At 45.5% G+C, this 16,423-nt stretch carries 19 protein-coding genes; 6 read left to right on the top strand and 13 right to left on the bottom strand.

Annotation, left to right across the window (positions count from 1 at the left end; translation table 11 throughout):
* Window positions 1-14 precede the first annotated feature (14 nt).
* The 4 genes from I2494_RS08985 to yiiM all read left to right on the top strand — a co-directional run bounded on the left by I2494_RS08985 (window position 15) and on the right by yiiM (window position 2,975).
* Window positions 15-347 (top strand): cytidine deaminase, encoded by a 333-nt coding sequence (locus tag I2494_RS08985; protein WP_228350908.1) that lies wholly within the window; start codon window positions 15-17, stop codon window positions 345-347.
* 531 nt (window positions 348-878) lie between these two features.
* The gene (gene sodA / locus I2494_RS08980) at window positions 879-1,502 is read left to right on the top strand and encodes a superoxide dismutase [Mn] (RefSeq protein WP_218466529.1); all 624 of its coding nucleotides are present in this window, start codon (window positions 879-881) and stop codon (window positions 1,500-1,502) included.
* 304 nt (window positions 1,503-1,806) lie between these two features.
* Entirely contained in the window at window positions 1,807-2,145 is a 339-nt protein-coding gene (locus I2494_RS08975) for a zinc ribbon domain-containing protein YjdM (protein WP_218466528.1), read from the top strand.
* Window positions 2,146-2,294: 149 nt separating this feature from the next.
* Window positions 2,295-2,975: a 6-hydroxyaminopurine reductase gene (gene yiiM, locus I2494_RS08970; RefSeq protein ID WP_218466527.1), complete on the top strand. Its 681-nt coding sequence runs from the start codon at window positions 2,295-2,297 to the stop codon at window positions 2,973-2,975.
* Between the two features lie 186 nt (window positions 2,976-3,161).
* Here the strand turns inward: yiiM and I2494_RS08965 are convergent, their stop codons facing one another.
* From I2494_RS08965 to nrfA, 13 genes are all read right to left on the bottom strand, one after another.
* A complete protein-coding gene (locus I2494_RS08965; protein ID WP_218466526.1) occupies window positions 3,162-3,521 on the bottom strand; it encodes a YibL family ribosome-associated protein in 360 nt (119 codons plus the stop codon).
* Window positions 3,522-3,718: 197 nt separating this feature from the next.
* The gene (locus I2494_RS08960) at window positions 3,719-4,435 is read right to left on the bottom strand and encodes a DUF3053 family protein (RefSeq protein ID WP_218466525.1); all 717 of its coding nucleotides are present in this window, start codon (window positions 4,433-4,435) and stop codon (window positions 3,719-3,721) included.
* A 406-nt stretch (window positions 4,436-4,841) separates the two neighbouring features.
* A complete protein-coding gene (gene dsbA / locus I2494_RS08955) occupies window positions 4,842-5,540 on the bottom strand; it encodes a thiol:disulfide interchange protein DsbA (RefSeq protein WP_228350907.1) in 699 nt (232 codons plus the stop codon).
* Window positions 5,541-5,563: 23 nt separating this feature from the next.
* Window positions 5,564-6,550: a serine/threonine protein kinase gene (locus I2494_RS08950; protein WP_218466524.1), complete on the bottom strand. Its 987-nt coding sequence runs from the start codon at window positions 6,548-6,550 to the stop codon at window positions 5,564-5,566.
* A 59-nt stretch (window positions 6,551-6,609) separates the two neighbouring features.
* Entirely contained in the window at window positions 6,610-6,879 is a 270-nt protein-coding gene (locus I2494_RS08945; RefSeq protein WP_218466523.1) for a YihD family protein, read from the bottom strand.
* A gap of 65 nt (window positions 6,880-6,944) precedes the next feature.
* Window positions 6,945-7,799: a c-type cytochrome biogenesis protein CcmI gene (gene ccmI / locus I2494_RS08940; RefSeq protein WP_218466522.1), complete on the bottom strand. Its 855-nt coding sequence runs from the start codon at window positions 7,797-7,799 to the stop codon at window positions 6,945-6,947.
* The gene (gene nrfF, locus I2494_RS08935) at window positions 7,796-8,254 is read right to left on the bottom strand and encodes a heme lyase NrfEFG subunit NrfF (RefSeq protein WP_407657891.1); all 459 of its coding nucleotides are present in this window, start codon (window positions 8,252-8,254) and stop codon (window positions 7,796-7,798) included. The genes ccmI and nrfF overlap by 4 nt, the downstream gene beginning before the upstream one ends.
* Window positions 8,254-8,805 (bottom strand): DsbE family thiol:disulfide interchange protein, encoded by a 552-nt coding sequence (locus tag I2494_RS08930; protein ID WP_218466520.1) that lies wholly within the window; start codon window positions 8,803-8,805, stop codon window positions 8,254-8,256. The genes nrfF and I2494_RS08930 overlap by 1 nt, the downstream gene beginning before the upstream one ends.
* The gene (locus I2494_RS08925; protein WP_218466519.1) at window positions 8,802-10,721 is read right to left on the bottom strand and encodes a heme lyase CcmF/NrfE family subunit; all 1,920 of its coding nucleotides are present in this window, start codon (window positions 10,719-10,721) and stop codon (window positions 8,802-8,804) included. Before I2494_RS08925 ends, I2494_RS08930 begins: the two co-directional genes overlap by 4 nt.
* Before the next feature lie 23 nt (window positions 10,722-10,744).
* Complete coding sequence (gene nrfD, locus I2494_RS08920) at window positions 10,745-11,701, bottom strand: cytochrome c nitrite reductase subunit NrfD (protein ID WP_130593436.1); 957 nt, start codon at window positions 11,699-11,701, stop codon at window positions 10,745-10,747.
* Window positions 11,698-12,369, bottom strand: a complete 672-nt coding sequence (nrfC, locus tag I2494_RS08915; protein WP_130593437.1) for a cytochrome c nitrite reductase Fe-S protein — start codon at window positions 12,367-12,369, stop codon at window positions 11,698-11,700. The genes nrfD and nrfC overlap by 4 nt, the downstream gene beginning before the upstream one ends.
* Complete coding sequence (nrfB, locus tag I2494_RS08910; RefSeq protein ID WP_179038348.1) at window positions 12,366-12,926, bottom strand: cytochrome c nitrite reductase pentaheme subunit; 561 nt, start codon at window positions 12,924-12,926, stop codon at window positions 12,366-12,368. Before nrfB ends, nrfC begins: the two co-directional genes overlap by 4 nt.
* Window positions 12,927-12,972: 46 nt before the next feature.
* Window positions 12,973-14,409, bottom strand: a complete 1,437-nt coding sequence (gene nrfA, locus I2494_RS08905) for an ammonia-forming nitrite reductase cytochrome c552 subunit (protein WP_218466518.1) — start codon at window positions 14,407-14,409, stop codon at window positions 12,973-12,975.
* A gap of 484 nt (window positions 14,410-14,893) precedes the next feature.
* Between nrfA and mobA the strand changes: the two genes are divergently transcribed.
* Entirely contained in the window at window positions 14,894-15,469 is a 576-nt protein-coding gene (gene mobA, locus I2494_RS08900; RefSeq protein WP_218466517.1) for a molybdenum cofactor guanylyltransferase MobA, read from the top strand.
* Window positions 15,470-15,472: 3 nt separating this feature from the next.
* Window positions 15,473-16,009 (top strand): molybdopterin-guanine dinucleotide biosynthesis protein MobB, encoded by a 537-nt coding sequence (gene mobB, locus I2494_RS08895; RefSeq protein WP_218466516.1) that lies wholly within the window; start codon window positions 15,473-15,475, stop codon window positions 16,007-16,009.
* The last annotated feature ends 414 nt before the right edge of the window (window positions 16,010-16,423 follow it).

The raw sequence follows: 16,423 nt of genomic DNA, 5'->3' as shown, positions 1-16,423 counted from the left end.
ACAAGGAAATTACCATGACTGATAATGAACTGATTGAACAGGCCAAAAAAGCCCGTCAATCCTCCTACAGCCCCTACTCTAATTTCGCCGTTGGCGCTGCATTGCTTGCGGATAACAATCAGGTTTTTCTCGGCTGTAATGTTGAGAATGCTTCCTATGGTTTAACCAACTGTGCAGAACGAACCGCTATCTTTAAAGCCGTATCAGAAGGCCTGCGCCAGTTTAAAAAGCTGGTGATTATCGGCGATACCGAAGGCCCTATCTCCCCTTGCGGCGCCTGCCGTCAGGTGATTAACGAATTCTGCGCTCCGGATATGCCGGTTTTGATGGTGAAGTATGAAGGGTGAAGTGAAACATACATCGATTGCTGAGTTGTTGCCGTATTCGTTTGGGCCGGCAGACCTTGCATAATATACAGATGAGAAAAAAGGATTTAGCCTGGAGCAAATTTCGTCCACTAACAGTATTGTGTTCAAATCAACATTGGTGCAAGTGGCCGAGCAAGGGGCGTTAAAAGGCGAACGCCCCCTGCACCCCCGCGCCTTCGCACCCGAATCCAGGTCGCCTGACGGCGACTTCCCTCCGCCTTCGTTCGGGCTTACGCACCGGCACTGATTCGCTCCAGGCGAAGCAGTGCCTCGCCAAACATCCCTGTTTGGCGTGCTACCCTCTCTCAGTTGTCGGCTGAATTCCAGTGCTCGATGAAAAAACAGGTCAAGGTCAAGAACCTCAAAAAAACCACCTATCACACCAATAGACAATAACCCCACAAACGATAATGATTATCAATTCATATTAGGTGCTATACTGATAACCCACCATGAAATTGAAATGAGCTGTCTTATAAACAGCGTAAACCACCTTTGAGGAGTGATACGATGAGTTATACCCTTCCAACCCTGCCTTATGCCTACGATGCGCTGGAACCTCACTTTGATAAACAAACCATGGAAATCCACCACAGTAAGCACCATCAGGCTTATGTAAACAACGCGAATGCCGCACTGGAAACGCTGTCTGACGATCTGAAAAAACTCTCTGCTGAAGAGCTGATCGCTCAGTTAGATAAAGTCCCTGCGGAGAAACGCACCGTATTAAGAAATAACGCCGGCGGCCACGCTAACCACAGCCTGTTCTGGAAAGGCCTGAAAAAGGGCACCACGCTGCAGGGCGATCTGAAAGCGGCAATCGAGCGTGATTTTGGTAGCGTTGAGAGCTTTAAAGAGAAGTTTGAACAAGCTGCCGCTACCCGTTTTGGTTCAGGTTGGGCCTGGCTGGTATTAAAAGATGGCAAACTGGCTGTGGTTTCTACCGCTAATCAGGATAGTCCTCTGATGGGCGAAAGCGTATCTGGCGCCTCAGGCTTCCCGATTGTGGGCCTAGACGTTTGGGAACATGCTTACTATCTGAAATTCCAAAACCGTCGTCCTGATTACATTAAAGAATTCTGGAACGTGGTGAACTGGGACGAAGCGGCCAAGCGTTTTGCTGAAGCCAAATAATAAGCTAATCCTTTAAATTTCATATGAATAATAGAGACAATAGCGAGCGCACTGCTATTGTCTCTTTAATAAACCTTTCGTTATCTGCCTCTTAATGAAATTTTCGCGTCTGCGTCCTGAAAAAATAAAGATTCTTTCAATAAAAGCCGGATTTTCACGATGAAAAATTAATTTTCCGTTTCGCCTCTCCCCTTCGCCCGCTATCACCTTCATATGCCGATGGTTTATCCATGTGATAAAAGTGGTCATTTGTAGTAGAATAGCGCCCTGATTTTATTCACATTCTATTTTTAGGGAAATTGACATGAATTCTATTCCAGCCTGCCCGGTCTGCTCATCAGAAAATACCTATCCGGACGGAGACATGTTCATCTGCCCTGATTGTGCTCACGAGTGGAACCCTTCAGAGCCAGAGTCAGCAGATGGTGATGCGAGAGTGGTGAAAGACAGTAACGGTAACGTATTAGCCGATGGCGACTGCGTAACCCTGATTAAAGACCTGAAATTAAAAGGCTCTTCAACCGTACTGAAAGTGGGTAGCAAATCCAAACCTATTCGTCTGGTTGACGGCGACCATGAAATCGACTGCAAAATCGATAACACCAGCATTATGCTGAAGGCCTGCTTCGTTAAGAAGGTCTGATAAGCCGCAATAAAAGCCACCGTTTTTTAAAAACCGTGGCTTTATCTTCCCCACGTTAGTAGCACTGTCCCTAAACCAAAAACTGGATATGGCCTTTAACAGTCAGTATGCTGAAATGAAATAATCATTCAGTAAAACCGGCGGTTACCATGCACTCTCCCCTTGTCTATATTGGCAAAATTAAACCCTATTATGACCATTCACCCAGCGCCATCGATAAACGCGCGGTTGATGGTGAGCTGATACTCACACCGCTAGGTTTTGAAGGCGATCAACAGGCAGATACCCGCCATCACGGTGGAGCCGATCGCGCTTTATGCCACTATCCGCGGGAACATTACGACTACTGGAAGCATCGGTTCCCTGAACAGGCCGAACAGTTTATGGCACCGCTGTTTGGAGAAAACCTTTCCACTCAAAATCTGACTGAAGAAACGGTTTTTATTGGTGATATTTTCCGCTGGGGGCAAACGCTGATTCAGGTCACGCAGCCCCGTTCCCCCTGCTACAAGCTGAATTATCACTGTAAAATTAATGGGTTCGCCCGCATCATGCAGGACAGTGGCCGCTGTGGCTGGCTCTATCGTGTGGTTTCAGCTGGCAGGGTTAATCCTGGTCAACCGCTGGAACTGGTAAGCCGTAACAGTGATGTTTCCGTCGCCGAGGCTATCTCTATTGCTTTTAACTCTCCGTTTGATGAAGAGCAGTATCGTCGCTTGCTATCCGCCAGCGCTCTGTCTGCCAGTTGGAGCAAGAATATGCAAATGAGAATTCTGACTAAACGAATTGAGGATATGGAACGTCGACTGGTGGGTATTTCTGCTGATTAATGATCGCTTAAACCGTGTCAGGTTAGAGAGCATAGCCATACGGGTAACATCAAATGACCCGTATGGCTAAGTAGAAGTGGTCTTTCGGCTGCTCTCAATAAAAATACTGGCTCTTTGCTGCTATGGCCAAAATATTTTTAAATGCCGATTTATTAAATGGGTTGGCAGCCAAAGCAGCCTCTTACCTTAAAACTTCCCTCTGGCATACCCCATCACTTCCTTCAACCCCATCTCACGCCCCAGCGCAGTCATTGAGTGAACCACTTCCAGGCCTTTTACCTTTTTCTTTAATGCGCCCATATCAGCTTGCTCAGCCTTGGTAATAGGACGACTAAACGGCATCTTTTGAATCTTTTGCGCCTTGGCACTCAGAACCTGGCTTTTCTCTTGTCTGAGTCTTTCAATTTCAGCCTGTAGCGTTACTTTTTCCGCATCAATCTCGCTGAGATCGGTATCCAACCCTTTGGTTATAATCTCTTTTTCTTTACGATTCAGCGCATCGAGACGGTCGCTCAACCGCTTAATTTCTGCCGCCTGTTGTTTCATAACTCGACCTTAAATTCTGGCTTCAAATAGTGAGGTATCCCGCTATACGGGATGGTCTGACAGGGAGTATAAACGTAACCTAATCTCAGTACTAATCCTGAGTGTAGAATCATAACTTATCCGAAGAGCGAACAAAAAAAACGAGTCACTATAATAAGTAACCCGTTCTGTCTTTTTCGCTGAAGATTCAGCAAATATTACATGATTTGTGCGATTTTACGTGCAATATCCATCAGCGCTTGCTGATTCTTTTGTAAAGACGCATTCATTTCATTGAATTTATCCAGTCCAGCCTGTTCAGTAAATTGAACAACCGGGCCATTATATTCAATTTTATTGCCCTGAGCTTTCAGGAAATCAGAAATGGTCAGAATGTCGCTAAAAGTAGAATCCAGCAGCGTTAAAGTTTGTCTGCTTAAGTCACCTTGCTGGGTAACAACTTTGGCATAAGCCTTGTCATAAACCACTTTTAAATCTTCCGGCAGCTTCATCGTTGCATAGCTGTCTGCGGTTTGCTTAACGATACCGTCCAGTTTAGCCTGAACTGCTTTAGTTTCGGCCTGAGCTTTTTCAACTTTCTCGCGATTCTCAACCATCGCTTTCATGCTATTCAACGTTCTTAACTCGGTCATTGAAGACTGCATAGCGCCTGAGAATGCACCGTCCAGTTGGCTGGTAAAGTTGGTTAACAGCGCATAATCTTTGGCGTAATTACCAAAAGCTTTCTCCTGGTCTTTACTTAATTCCGGTAAACGAATTTTAGTGCCATCAATCACTTGCGTCTGTAGAAACTCACTGAACGCTTTACGCTGCTCTGGCTCGTTATCACCACAACCCGCTAATTGAAATACCAGACCCAAAGCAAACAGAGGAGCTAAAAAGCGAACCCATGTTTTTTGTTTAACTAAAGACATACATGCTCCTGAAATTTATTCACTAATAATCCATTAATTACTCTGCGGAAAGCGAATCCTTCGTTCACACATCGATATACCGCAGAAACCCGGATACGTTAGCATTCGGTGTTAATGGAATAAAGCGATTAAACTAAAATGCTGAATATAATTGTATAGTTAATTGAAAATTATAAGATTATTTAACAACGCAATAAGCATGGTTTAGAACATGGAACAATAACTAAAACCAAAAGCGGGGGGAGGTTTATTCATTTTCTACTTAAAGTGTGTTTAACAATATATCTTGCTGGAATATTGCTTGTCACAACACTCAGTATAATAAAAACGATTAATGCTTTATTAAAAATAAAACAGCCTCACCCACTTTTTTGATGAGGCTGTTATCACTCAACTCACGGATTAATTACTTCTGACCCAGTAAGTATTTAACAACCTGACCGAACTCCTGGATGAAGCCTTCAACACTTTTAGCCTCTAAACCATCATTCTTAACCAGATATTTTCCGTTAACGATAACTGAAGGTACGCTTCTTAAATCAACGTCCTCTGCCAGTTTACGCTGTTGAGCAGTCAGAGATTTAACAATGAAGCTGTTCCATGCGCTGTCAAACTCTTCACCACTTACGCCAGCCTCAATAAACGCCTGACGAATACCATCCAGATTACGGATAGTTTGAGTTTTTTGGATGCCGTTAAAAATCAGCGGAGCAACTTTATCCTGAACGCCTAAAGTAATGGCGACGGCCCATGCCTGAGTCAGTTGAGAACCTAACTCTCCACCCATAAAGTCAACGTGGTATTTAACAATTTTGCCGCCTTCTGGCAGTTGCTTCTTAAACTCGTCACTCATGTGATAGACGTTTTCGAAGTCATAGCAGTGTGGGCAGAAAAAAGAGAAAAACTCTAATACCTGTGGCTCTTCTGTTGCACTTCTGTTCAGGGTTTCAAACTGCTTACCATTTTGGAAATTGGAGGCTACCACGGCTGAGCTGCTACCGGTAGGCTTAGAGTCTGCATTTGCCGGGGTAGAAGAATTTGACCAAATAAAAAAAGCACCGACAGCAACAACGGCACACACCAGCACCAACCACATCTTTTTCATAACAATACTCCGTAAAACAATAATCAGTACATTGGCATCAGTTGCAACGGTGGAAGTTGTAGCAACTTAGCCTGTTCAGTAAATAGAGATGGCTGCGCCTGCCAAAAATCATTATCTGCAATCCAGGGAAAGCTTTTTGGAAACGCGGGATCCTCCCAACGGCGAACCACCCAAGCAAGGTAATAAACCATCCGCATACAGCGTAATGGCTCGATCAGTGCCAGCTCCCTCTGATCGAAATCAGCAAACTCACTGTAGGACTCCACAAACAAATCCAGCTGCATCAGCTGTTCTGAACGCTCGCCCTGTAACAGCATCCAAATATCCTGCACCACCGGCCCGTTACGGGCATCGTCCAAATCAACAAACATTGGACCATCGCGCCACAGAATATTGCCAGGATGACAATCACCATGCAGACGGGATAACGCCCAATCCGTATGCCAGTGCTGTTCAACGGCCCGGATTAACTCATCCAATACCGGCAATAGTAGCGGTTTAACGCTGGCAGGCACCAGAGAACTCTCCTCCAGTACCCGACGAGGTTGGTAAAGATACTCATCCAACCCCATAGTTGGTCGAACAACAAAAGGCTGTTGTCTGCCAACCTGATGAATTCGTCCCAGAAAACGAGCAACCCATTCCAGGTGGTCAAGGTTGTCTACTTCGTACTGGCGTCCCCCCATACTGGGGAAAACAGCAAACATGTATCCCTGATGGTAATGTAACGTCTGCTTGTTTATCACCAGCGGAGCGACAACCGGGATCTCTGCTTCAGACAACGTTAAAGAGAAATCGTGCTCTTCCTGTATCTGTTCCGGTAACCAACGCTCCGGGCGATAAAATTTCGCCACATAACGTTTACGGTCTTCATCCATAAACTGATAGACGCGATTCTCATAGCTGTTCAGTGCAGTGAGCCCGGAATCCACACGCAACCCGACACTTTCCAGTGCATCCAGTATCATGTCGGGCATTAAGGTATGGAAAGCAAATGCTGCTGAATTCATAAGAAATTTATATCACCACAGGGTTATTCGGACTGCCAGTTGGTTATCATACACAGGGTTTAATCTTTTAAAATACCACGTGCGCGTAATAAGGCAGTTTTAAAGTCTTCTTCATAATCTTTCTTTAAACCGGGAATCACTTCAGTACGAGCGCTGTCACGCATTTTAAGATGGTAAATCAGCACATCATCAGTTAATTCACTCAGCGGGCCGGTAAAACCGGCCTCTGTAGCCAATTTTTGCAGAAACTGAACCAGATTCAGATCCGGGTCTTTCTGCCAGGATGGATGGATAAGTTCAATCAGTTCATTGACGCGATGGCATTTCATAACGCCTCTCCCTTTTATTCAAAAGAGTCACACGGTATCAGGGTTAATCAAATTTTAACAGCTTGTTATTTCATCATGCGAGCCATATTAATCGCTTCGATTAACTTAGCCCGATTAATTTGTGGATTGTTGCTGTCCAGCAGCTGCTGCCAGATATCAATCGCTTGCTGATATTGTGCGTTCAAGAAATGATCTGATGCCAGAAGCATCAAGGCCGTCACCTGATTAGGTTCCTGAGCCAGCGCCTGATTAATTAAGGTCTGTGCCTGAGGCGTCATGCGCTGACCAGCCTGATAATAGAGGGTGGTGGCTTTCGCCGTGAGGACTTCCGCATCGTTACCGCGCAGTTGCGTTACCCTGTCGAAGGCTATCAGTGCGTTTTCGAATTCGTTACTGTTGAGATAACGTTGGCCTAGCAGGAACCAGGCTTCCGGATCGCCAGGTGACTGACGGATACGCTGCTGAAGTTCTGCTACTACCTTATCCTGAATTTGGCTGATATCCATACCGGAGAAAGGATCGGTATGATTTTCACGACTGTATTGTGCAGATTCCTGATATTGGCCAACGTATCCATAGCCCACAACGGTAATCAGGACTGCGACCACCATCATCACGACAGGAATGATTTTCGAAGTTCGATGGGATATAGCCGGCGTCGTTTTTTCCGCGGCGGCCATATTTTGTAACAGGCTCAGAGAGAGCTCTTGTTGATACTCGTTTGACAGACCATCGGCTTTTTCCTGCCCGGAAAACAGCTTTTCAGCCAACGCCACTTGCTGTTGATAAAGGGCCACATTGGTGTCATTGCGTAAATCCCGACCGCGGGTAGTTACCGTATTCGGGCGAATCACCGGTAACCAGATAATCAGCAGAATCAGGCAAAACATCAGCCCAGCACCACACCAAAAAATCATCATGACTTCTTCTCCAGCCATTTATCCAACTGGCGCTTTTGTTCTTCGGTTAATGCCGGAGGGGGCAACTGGCGGCGTTTCTTCACATAGCGCCAGATAATCAACAAGCCAAACAACAGCAGTACCAACGGACTGCACCACAACAGCGCGGTCTGGCTATTAAAGCGAGGTTTATATAATACGAAGTCGCCAAAACGCTGGGTCATAAAGCTAACAATTTGCTCATCCGATTTACCCTCATCTACCATACGGTAAACTTCCAAGCGCAAATCGTGGGCAATAGGAGAGGTAGACTCCACCAGATTCTGATTCTGACACTGCGGGCAACGTAACTGCTTTGCCAGACTAATAGCTCGCTGCTGATTCTCCGGGTTTTTAAACTGCCAGGTATCAACAATTTCGGCGCGCAGCGGCAATGCCACTAACATCAACAATATCAGGCGACAAATCAGACGCATCATGAAGAACCTCCCGATGCCATACTTTGCAGCACTTCAATTTTAGGCTGGAACTCTTTTTGCCAGACGTCCTGATTTAACTCACCAGAATAGCGGTAGCGAATAACCCCCTGACTGTCGATCAAATAGGTTTCCGGGGTGCCATATACGCCTAACTCCAGCGCCAGCTTTCCGTTTGGATCGTAAACTGAACGAAGATACGGATTCCCCAGTTTATTAAGAACATCCAGCGCCGCCGGACGATTATCACGATAATTCAAGCCGTAGAGCTTAAAGTCAGGGCGCTCGCGCAGGGTTTTTAAGAATGGAAACTCCAGTTTGCAAGACGGACACCAACTGGCCCATACGTTTAATACCGTAATATGTCCGATAAAATCTTGCTGACTAAAGGTTTTATTGCGCAGCAGCAAATCTTCCGCCACAAACTCGGGCATTGGCTTATCCTGCTGAGTTAATCCTAGCTGATGGGGATCTTGCTTTAAGCCAAAGTAGAGGGCGATGCCCATCAAGAGCACCAGAAACAGGGGCAAAAATAATTTTAACCGATTCATGATGTCACCTCATTCTGATGACAATTTACCGCGTTATCTTTCTTCCTGCTGCGCTTACTCCACAGGCTACATCCGCCGCCCAGCACCATTAATAACCCACCGCCCCATACCCAACGAATAAACGGCTTATGATGGAAACGCAGGGCATAGTTCTGTTTATCAACCTTCTCGCCCATCACCACATACAGATCCGCAAGCAGGTTCCAGGAAATCCCCGGTTCGCTCATCAGCATGGTTCGAACCGTATAGTGACGGCGTTCTGGCATCAATAACGTGACCTCTTTGCCCTCACGCGTAACGCGAATAACCGCCTGCTCCGCCGTATAGTTAGGGCCAATCAACAATCTGGTTTCATCATAATGGAACTGATAACCACTCAGCGTACTTTCGCTTCCCGGCCCCATTTTTACGCCGGTCTCTGTTGAGTAGTAGCTGGATAACGTAATACCTATCGCGGTAACAGCCACGCCACAGTGGGCTAACAGCACGCCCAAACGTCGTAATGACAGATGCCTGACAAAGGTAAGATTGCTGACAATAACCCATACCGATAGCACCAAAGCAACCGCTACCATCGGATAGAAACGATTGAACATCAGGGAAGCAACGCTGCCGGTAATCAGCGCTAATAACGCTAAAGCAGCAAGCCATTTTATCTGGCCTGATGCCATACTTTTCCAGCGGCTCAGAGGAGACAGCCCCATTACCATAAGTATTAACAATACTGGCGGCACAAAGGTGCTGTTAAAGTAAGGTGCACCAACCGAGATAGAACCTAATCCCAGCGCGGTAAACAGCATCGGGTAGAAAGTGCCAATCAATACAATCAAGGTGGCAACGCTCAGCAGTACATTCGCCATTAACAATAATGCTTCGCGAGAAAGCAGGCTAAAACGAGCGGCGGCCGAGTGGGTATTGGCTTTGAGAGCAAACAACGTTAATGCCCCTACAATCGCCACTCCCAGCAGTAATAGCAACATAATGCCGCGATCGGGATCGACAGCAAAAGCATGAACCGAAGTTAATACGCCGGAACGAACAATAAAGGTACCCAGCAGGCTCAGGGCAAAGGTAAAAATCGACAGCAACAAACTCCAATAACTGAAAGTGCCGCGTTGCTCTGTCACAATCAGGGCATGCAGTAACGCCGTTCCTAACAGCCAGGGCATTAAAGAGGCGTTTTCAACCGGATCCCAAAACCACCATCCGCCCCAACCCAGTTCATAATAGGCCCACCATGAGCCTAAAATAATACCCGCGGTTAAACAGATCCATGCCGCCAGCGCCCATGGACGGCTCCAGTAAGCAACAGCGGCATCCATACGTCCACTTAACAACGCCGCAATGGCAAATGCGAAATTGACCGCAAATCCTACGTAACCGAGATACAACAACGGAGGATGAAAAATCAGACCGATATCCTGCAACATCGGGTTGAGATCCCGCCCTTCCATCGGCGCAGGAAATACCCGCTCGAAAGGGTTGGAATACAACAGAATAAACAGACAGAACCCCACCATAATCAAGCCAAGAATCGCCAGCACGGTACTATTGATCTGCATATCCATCCGGCGACGCAGTGCAGCAACCAGTGCAGTCCATATTGAGAGAGAAAACAGCCAAAACAACATGGAGCCTTCATGTCCACCCCACACGGCCGCCACTTTAAAAAACAGCGGTAGTTGGGAGTTAGAGTGCTGGGCAACATACATTACGGAGAAGTCATCGGTTGCGAAGCTATAACCGAGTAACGATATAGACAGGGTAATCAGCAGGCAAACCCCATAGCTCAGGGGGGCTGCATAACCAATGAGTAATGTCCGCCGGCAATATATACCTGCCAGCGGAACAATACTCAGTAATATCGCAAGTGCCAAAGCACCTGACAGGGATAGCAGCCCCAAATCAGGGATCATGCTATATCCTTTTTATCAAACATTCAGGCTACCGTCATTTGACCGGCATACAGGATAAAGAAACGTAAGAGCAGTATGCCGGAGAGTCCCATACATGCGACCGCTATTATATAACTTTTACTGTGCTGAACGCGCTTGCTACACACCATACTCATGATCAGCGGCAATAAAATTCCCAATCCGATCACGCCAAACCAGAAAACGTTCGACCAGAACCCACCACCGATCGCCGCAACCGCCGCCGCTTCTCTCTGACCGCCGCCAAAGAACAGGCCAACAAACAGTGCCAACAGCAGGAACAATTCAAACAGTACAACCGGTTTTTCAATCTGATGAACGAAATGAACTGACGGGCTATCTACCGGCTGTTTAAACCAGGTAATACCAAACAACACTGCCGCCGCTGCCCCGGATGAAATACCGGAGAACAGAAACAACACCGGAAGTACCGGGTTATTTAGCATTGGATAGGTTTTCAGTGCCGACAGCAGGAAACCGGTATAAGCCCCCAGCGCCACCGCCAGAAAAATCATTAATGGCTCCAGCACCCGTTCGAAACGGGCCAGTGCCGAGATAATGCCGTTAATCCAGCGAAGTCCTTTAAAGCGTTGCTCCAGAAAGTTAGCAATCTCCTGACGAAACAGTACTGCCAGCCAGACGATCAGAACTAACATATACACCTGGAACAGCATAACCCCCATCGACATGACCGATGTTGGACTATAGAAAATCATCAGGTACCAGAAAGTCCACGGGCGTGTCAGGTGGAAAATCAGAATCACCAGACCAACAATCACCGTCAGCGGGGCAATAATTGCCGTCGCTTTAATGATACCATCGCGGCTTGCGCCATCCGCTAACACCCGGCGTTTAAGAAACACAGCAATAGTCGCCATGCCCGCAGAAACGCCGATCAGGAACAGATAAATGGCAATTGGCCAGTCCCAAACCAGGGATTCAAAATGGAAAGCGCTGCTCATCCTTTAATCTCCCCATGTTTGCTTGGAATACGATACATTTTCGGCTCGGTGCCTAAATGTACCTTCGCACGGTAAGTGGTCTTATTCTCTATCAGTTTCACAATTTCGCTATTTGGATCGTCCAGATTACCAAAGGTTAATGCCTTGGTAGGACAGGATTCCACACAGGCTGGTAGCTTGCCCTGAGCCAAATTGGTGTCGCGACAGAAATTACATTTGTCTGCGGTTTTTCTGACCGGATGAATAAAGCGTACGCGATACGGGCAGGCAGCAATACAGTACTGGCAGCCAACGCAGCGTTCCGGATTAACCTCAACAATACCCGTGGCAGCATCTTTATAAGAAGCCCCTGTCGGACAGACATCCACACAAGGCGGGTTATCACAATGCTGACAAGAGTGACGATAAAACTGATATTTTGCCTCAGGAAACTCTCCTGTCGGGCCAGAGCGGATAATATTTAGCCGCGATACCCCTTCAGGAACTTTATTCACCTCCCGGCAAGCATCCATACACGCGGTGCAGCCAATACAACGAGTTTCGTCATACACCATGCCATAACGAATCCCGTTAATTGACATGGTCTGCGCCAGCGTACGGTTAACCGGGCCGGTCATAAAGATTACTGCTCCCATACCGGCAATAAAATGACGGCGTGAGCAACTCATGGTGTTTCCTTCTCTTTTTGGTATTGCTGCTGTTGTTTACTGTGGCAGTCAACACATAGCTTGATCTGACCTTTTTGATCCAAACCTTGTACCGGATCTTTTGTCGGATGCAACTGGTGGCAGCTGGCACACGAAGTTTTCAGAATATGAACATCATGCGCCCATAGCGCCGTGCGCAATTTCTCCGGCTGGTGACAGGTCATACACACCTGATTTTGCTTATCAACCGGGAAGACGTCTTCGTTAAAACGCATCGCATCCGCAACGCCATTACGGTGTTCCGGAGTGATTTTGCCGTGACAGTTGGTACAAGTCACTGGCAGTTGGTTATTTGGATTAATCGCTTTTGAGTGCGCGCCGTGCATGCCATCTTTAGTGTCTTTATGACACTGAGTACAGGCATAGTCACGATTGCGTTGTAACTCTACTTTATATTCGGACGACGCTTCTGTTTTCTGCTCCGGTACCGGTTCTGCGGATGACGACATGGCCGTCAGCGCAAACATTGATACCAGCATTAACAGTCCGCCCTTAAATAATGAACGTAAACTGCCCATGATAATTCCACCTTATTTGGGCCCCGGAATACCGGGGCCGATAACTTTATTTGCTTAACAAGCGCTCTTCTTTCTTGGCGTTTGCGTCCCATTCCGCTACGCGGGTTTTCAGGAACTCTTGCTTGTCGCTCTCAAGTTTTTGCATATCCATGCCTAATGCTTTTTGCGCATTAGCTTTAGTGGAAAGATCAGGTAATGCGATTTCGTGAGTAATACCTTTAGTTGCTAACAACCGGGCCAGTTTGGTACGGGCATCAGCCGCTTTATCTAACGCAGTACCCAGAATTTTCAGACCAACTTCAGGCGCGTGCATATGAATACCATGCGAGGCAATCGCATAGTCCCAACGCCATTGTGCATGACGGATATCCATCAGGATTGGTTTCATCTCTTCTTCTGTTGCACCGGCATCCCATGCCGCTTTCGCTTCGAAGTGAGCATGAACTAACTGAGCTTCTGTTTTCTTCTTCAGCTCTCTGACCGCCTCTTTTCTGGTAGCTACGATATCCTGTAATTGCTCTTTAGTTTGGGTATGGCAGCTGGCACAGGTGTCATTGAATCGCTCGAAAGGATTACCAATTTTATGGTCGGTATACAGTTTGCCTTCCGCGTTTTGTACCTTCGGCATATGACAGTCAATACAGGTCACATTATTTTTACCGTGGATACCCTGGCTCCAGGTTTCATATTCTGGATGCTGAGCCTTCAGCATTGGCGTTTTAGATAATTGATGAGTCCAGTCAGAGAAAGCAATGTTGTCGTAGTACTCTTCCATTTTCTCTACGGTCATCCCTTTATCCCAAGGGAATTTAACCGCTTTGTTTTTACCATCGAAGTGATATTCAACGTGGCAGTTGCTACAAACCATTGATTGCTGATCCAGATGGCTGGCTTTATCAAATGGTTTACCAATAACTTCTAATGCACGAGCGGTATAAGGACGAGACATATAAAGCGCTGGCTTACCTTCAGAAAAATCTTTAGATGCCGTGTCGTGACAGTCTGCACAGCCAATTGGGTTAACAATCTGTGCGCCACCTCTTGACCACATGCCTTCAAAGTATTTGTCTTCGCCACCTTCATCGATCAGACGAGCCACATCCGGGCTTTTACAGCTCCAGCATGCCATCGGTAACGGACCATCGGTATCTTTCATTGGTGCTGCGGTACGCAGTGTTTCACGCACATCAGTAATGGCATAGAAGTGACCACGTGCTTTTTTATAATCTTTTGCAAATGGATAACCGGCCCAAAGAATAACCATATCAGGATATTCATCCAGACCGCCGCCTAACTTATTTGACTCGCTGGTTGCGCGCCATGAATCGTATTGATCCGCATGATCTTTTGCAAAGACCTCATTACGAGCCTCTACGTTCGATTTATTAGCTAATGCTGTATTGCCCACCAGAAGTGATGCAAACAATATCAGTAAGCTAGCTGATAATTTTGCCTTAATCTTGCCCACGGTAAGTACTCCCATTTATTATAAGTTCGGCGTTCGTTGAGCCGATTACTAAGATATAGATATCTTTTTATGTGCTGCTTCCAGTGCACTAAACTACTACTCAAGTAGTATTTTATTATCCCCCTAAATATAACTATTCAGAGAGCAAATAAATATTTGTCTTAATATTGATTGTTTTAGATCAATGAATAACCCAGGTAAAAATCATTTTCTTGATAGGGTTCAAATATTATTTTCAACAACGATTTGAATATAATCATAAATAGTTATACGACGGATTAACTATTTATAGGTATATATTTATCCTGCAATTAAATAAACATACCTAATAAGAGTTATATGGTTTTTAAAATAGAGAAATACAAAAAAGAATATATATAACGTAATTCAAATTAATATTTAAATGAAAATTATTATCAATAAAGAGAATAAACAGGACTATTTATCAACGAACGCGTTAAAATAGCTCACCTTGTTGAGTGGCTAAAGGGAAAGTGCAATGTCGATACCTTCAATTACCGGCGCTATTCTGGCCGGTGGACGAGCAACCAGAATGGGTGGTACAGACAAAGGTCTGGTCACCATTAATGGTACGCCATTATACCTGCATGTTCTCACTCGCCTGAAGCCTCAGGTTGGAAACATTATTATCAGCGCTAATCGCAATACAGATGAGTATAAAAAAAGTGGCTATCAGGTATTTCAGGATTCCATTGAAGGCTTCAAGGGCCCTCTGGCTGGCATATTAACCATACTGGAAAATAGCCCGACAGAATGGGTTCTGTTTGCTCCCTGCGATACCCCTCTAATCCCTGATACTCTGGCTGAAAGATTGTGGAATAACCGAAATAATCAGCTCGTTGCTTACGCAGATGACGGGGAGCGGGCACATCCTACCCTGGCATTAATGAATACTCGCCTGATAACACCACTACGCAACTATCTTCAGGGAGGAGATCGTAAGCTTATGATCTTCTTATCCCAACAACAGGCCACTGCGGTTGATTTTAGTGACATGCCTGAGGCATTTAAAAATATTAATACGCTGGATGAATGCCATAACTGGAATAAATAGAACATGACAATAATCACTAAACAACGCATTCCGCTTTTAGGCATAACGGCATACAGCGGCACAGGAAAAACCACGTTACTTAAACAGTTAATACCTGCTTTATCCAACATGGGTATTCGCTGTGCGCTGATTAAACATTCTCACCACAATATGGATATTGATATACCGGGAAAAGACAGCTACGAATTACGTAAAGCCGGTGCATCACAAACTATTGTGGCCTGTGACCAACGCTGGGCTTTAATGACAGAGACACCAGACAGAACCATAAGTCTGGCAGAACTGGCGGATAAATTTGATGCTAACCAGATTGATTTAGTATTAGTCGAAGGCTTTAAACATGAGCCCATTGATAAAATAGCTTTATTTCGCCGCCCTGTGGGTAAACCTCTGGAGGGATTAATCGATAATCATGTTATTGCACTGGCAACAGACGAGGCTATGTCAGTTAATGTTCCACTACTGAATATAAATGACTTTGAGCAAATAGCTAACTTTATTCAGTGTTGGTTAAATGATAAAAATACAATCACTAATTAATAGATAGTATTAGTTATATCAGGAAAAAGTTGTCTATATAGAGAATTTAAGCTTTATTGCTAAAGCGTTTCATCTAATTAAATTAGATGAAACGAGATTATCCTTACTCATTATTAATACTAAATAATAATGCTAAATTATTTATTTTTAACCACTTCGATATTTATTTTGCCTACTAACAGAAATACACGTTCTTTTGTATCAGCCTGAATACATGATGTAAAAGTAGGATCACTCTCTGACTATTTCGCAGTCTGCATAAAGCAAAAACCGCACTCTTTCAGCGGAGGTGTTTTTCCTGATTCAAACCTGACAAATTGGCTGGAGCGGATATTCCGGCCGTAACCGGTATGTGCTGATATCACTTAGGTGCCCGGCCGGTAGAGCCTGTCTCTGACTGTTTCACTATCTGCA

The organism is Limnobaculum allomyrinae, assembly GCF_016649425.1.
Classification (GTDB): domain Bacteria; phylum Pseudomonadota; class Gammaproteobacteria; order Enterobacterales; family Enterobacteriaceae; genus Limnobaculum; species Limnobaculum allomyrinae.
Note: the sequence above shows the minus strand (reverse complement) of the source record. Positions and strands in the feature narration are given on the sequence as shown.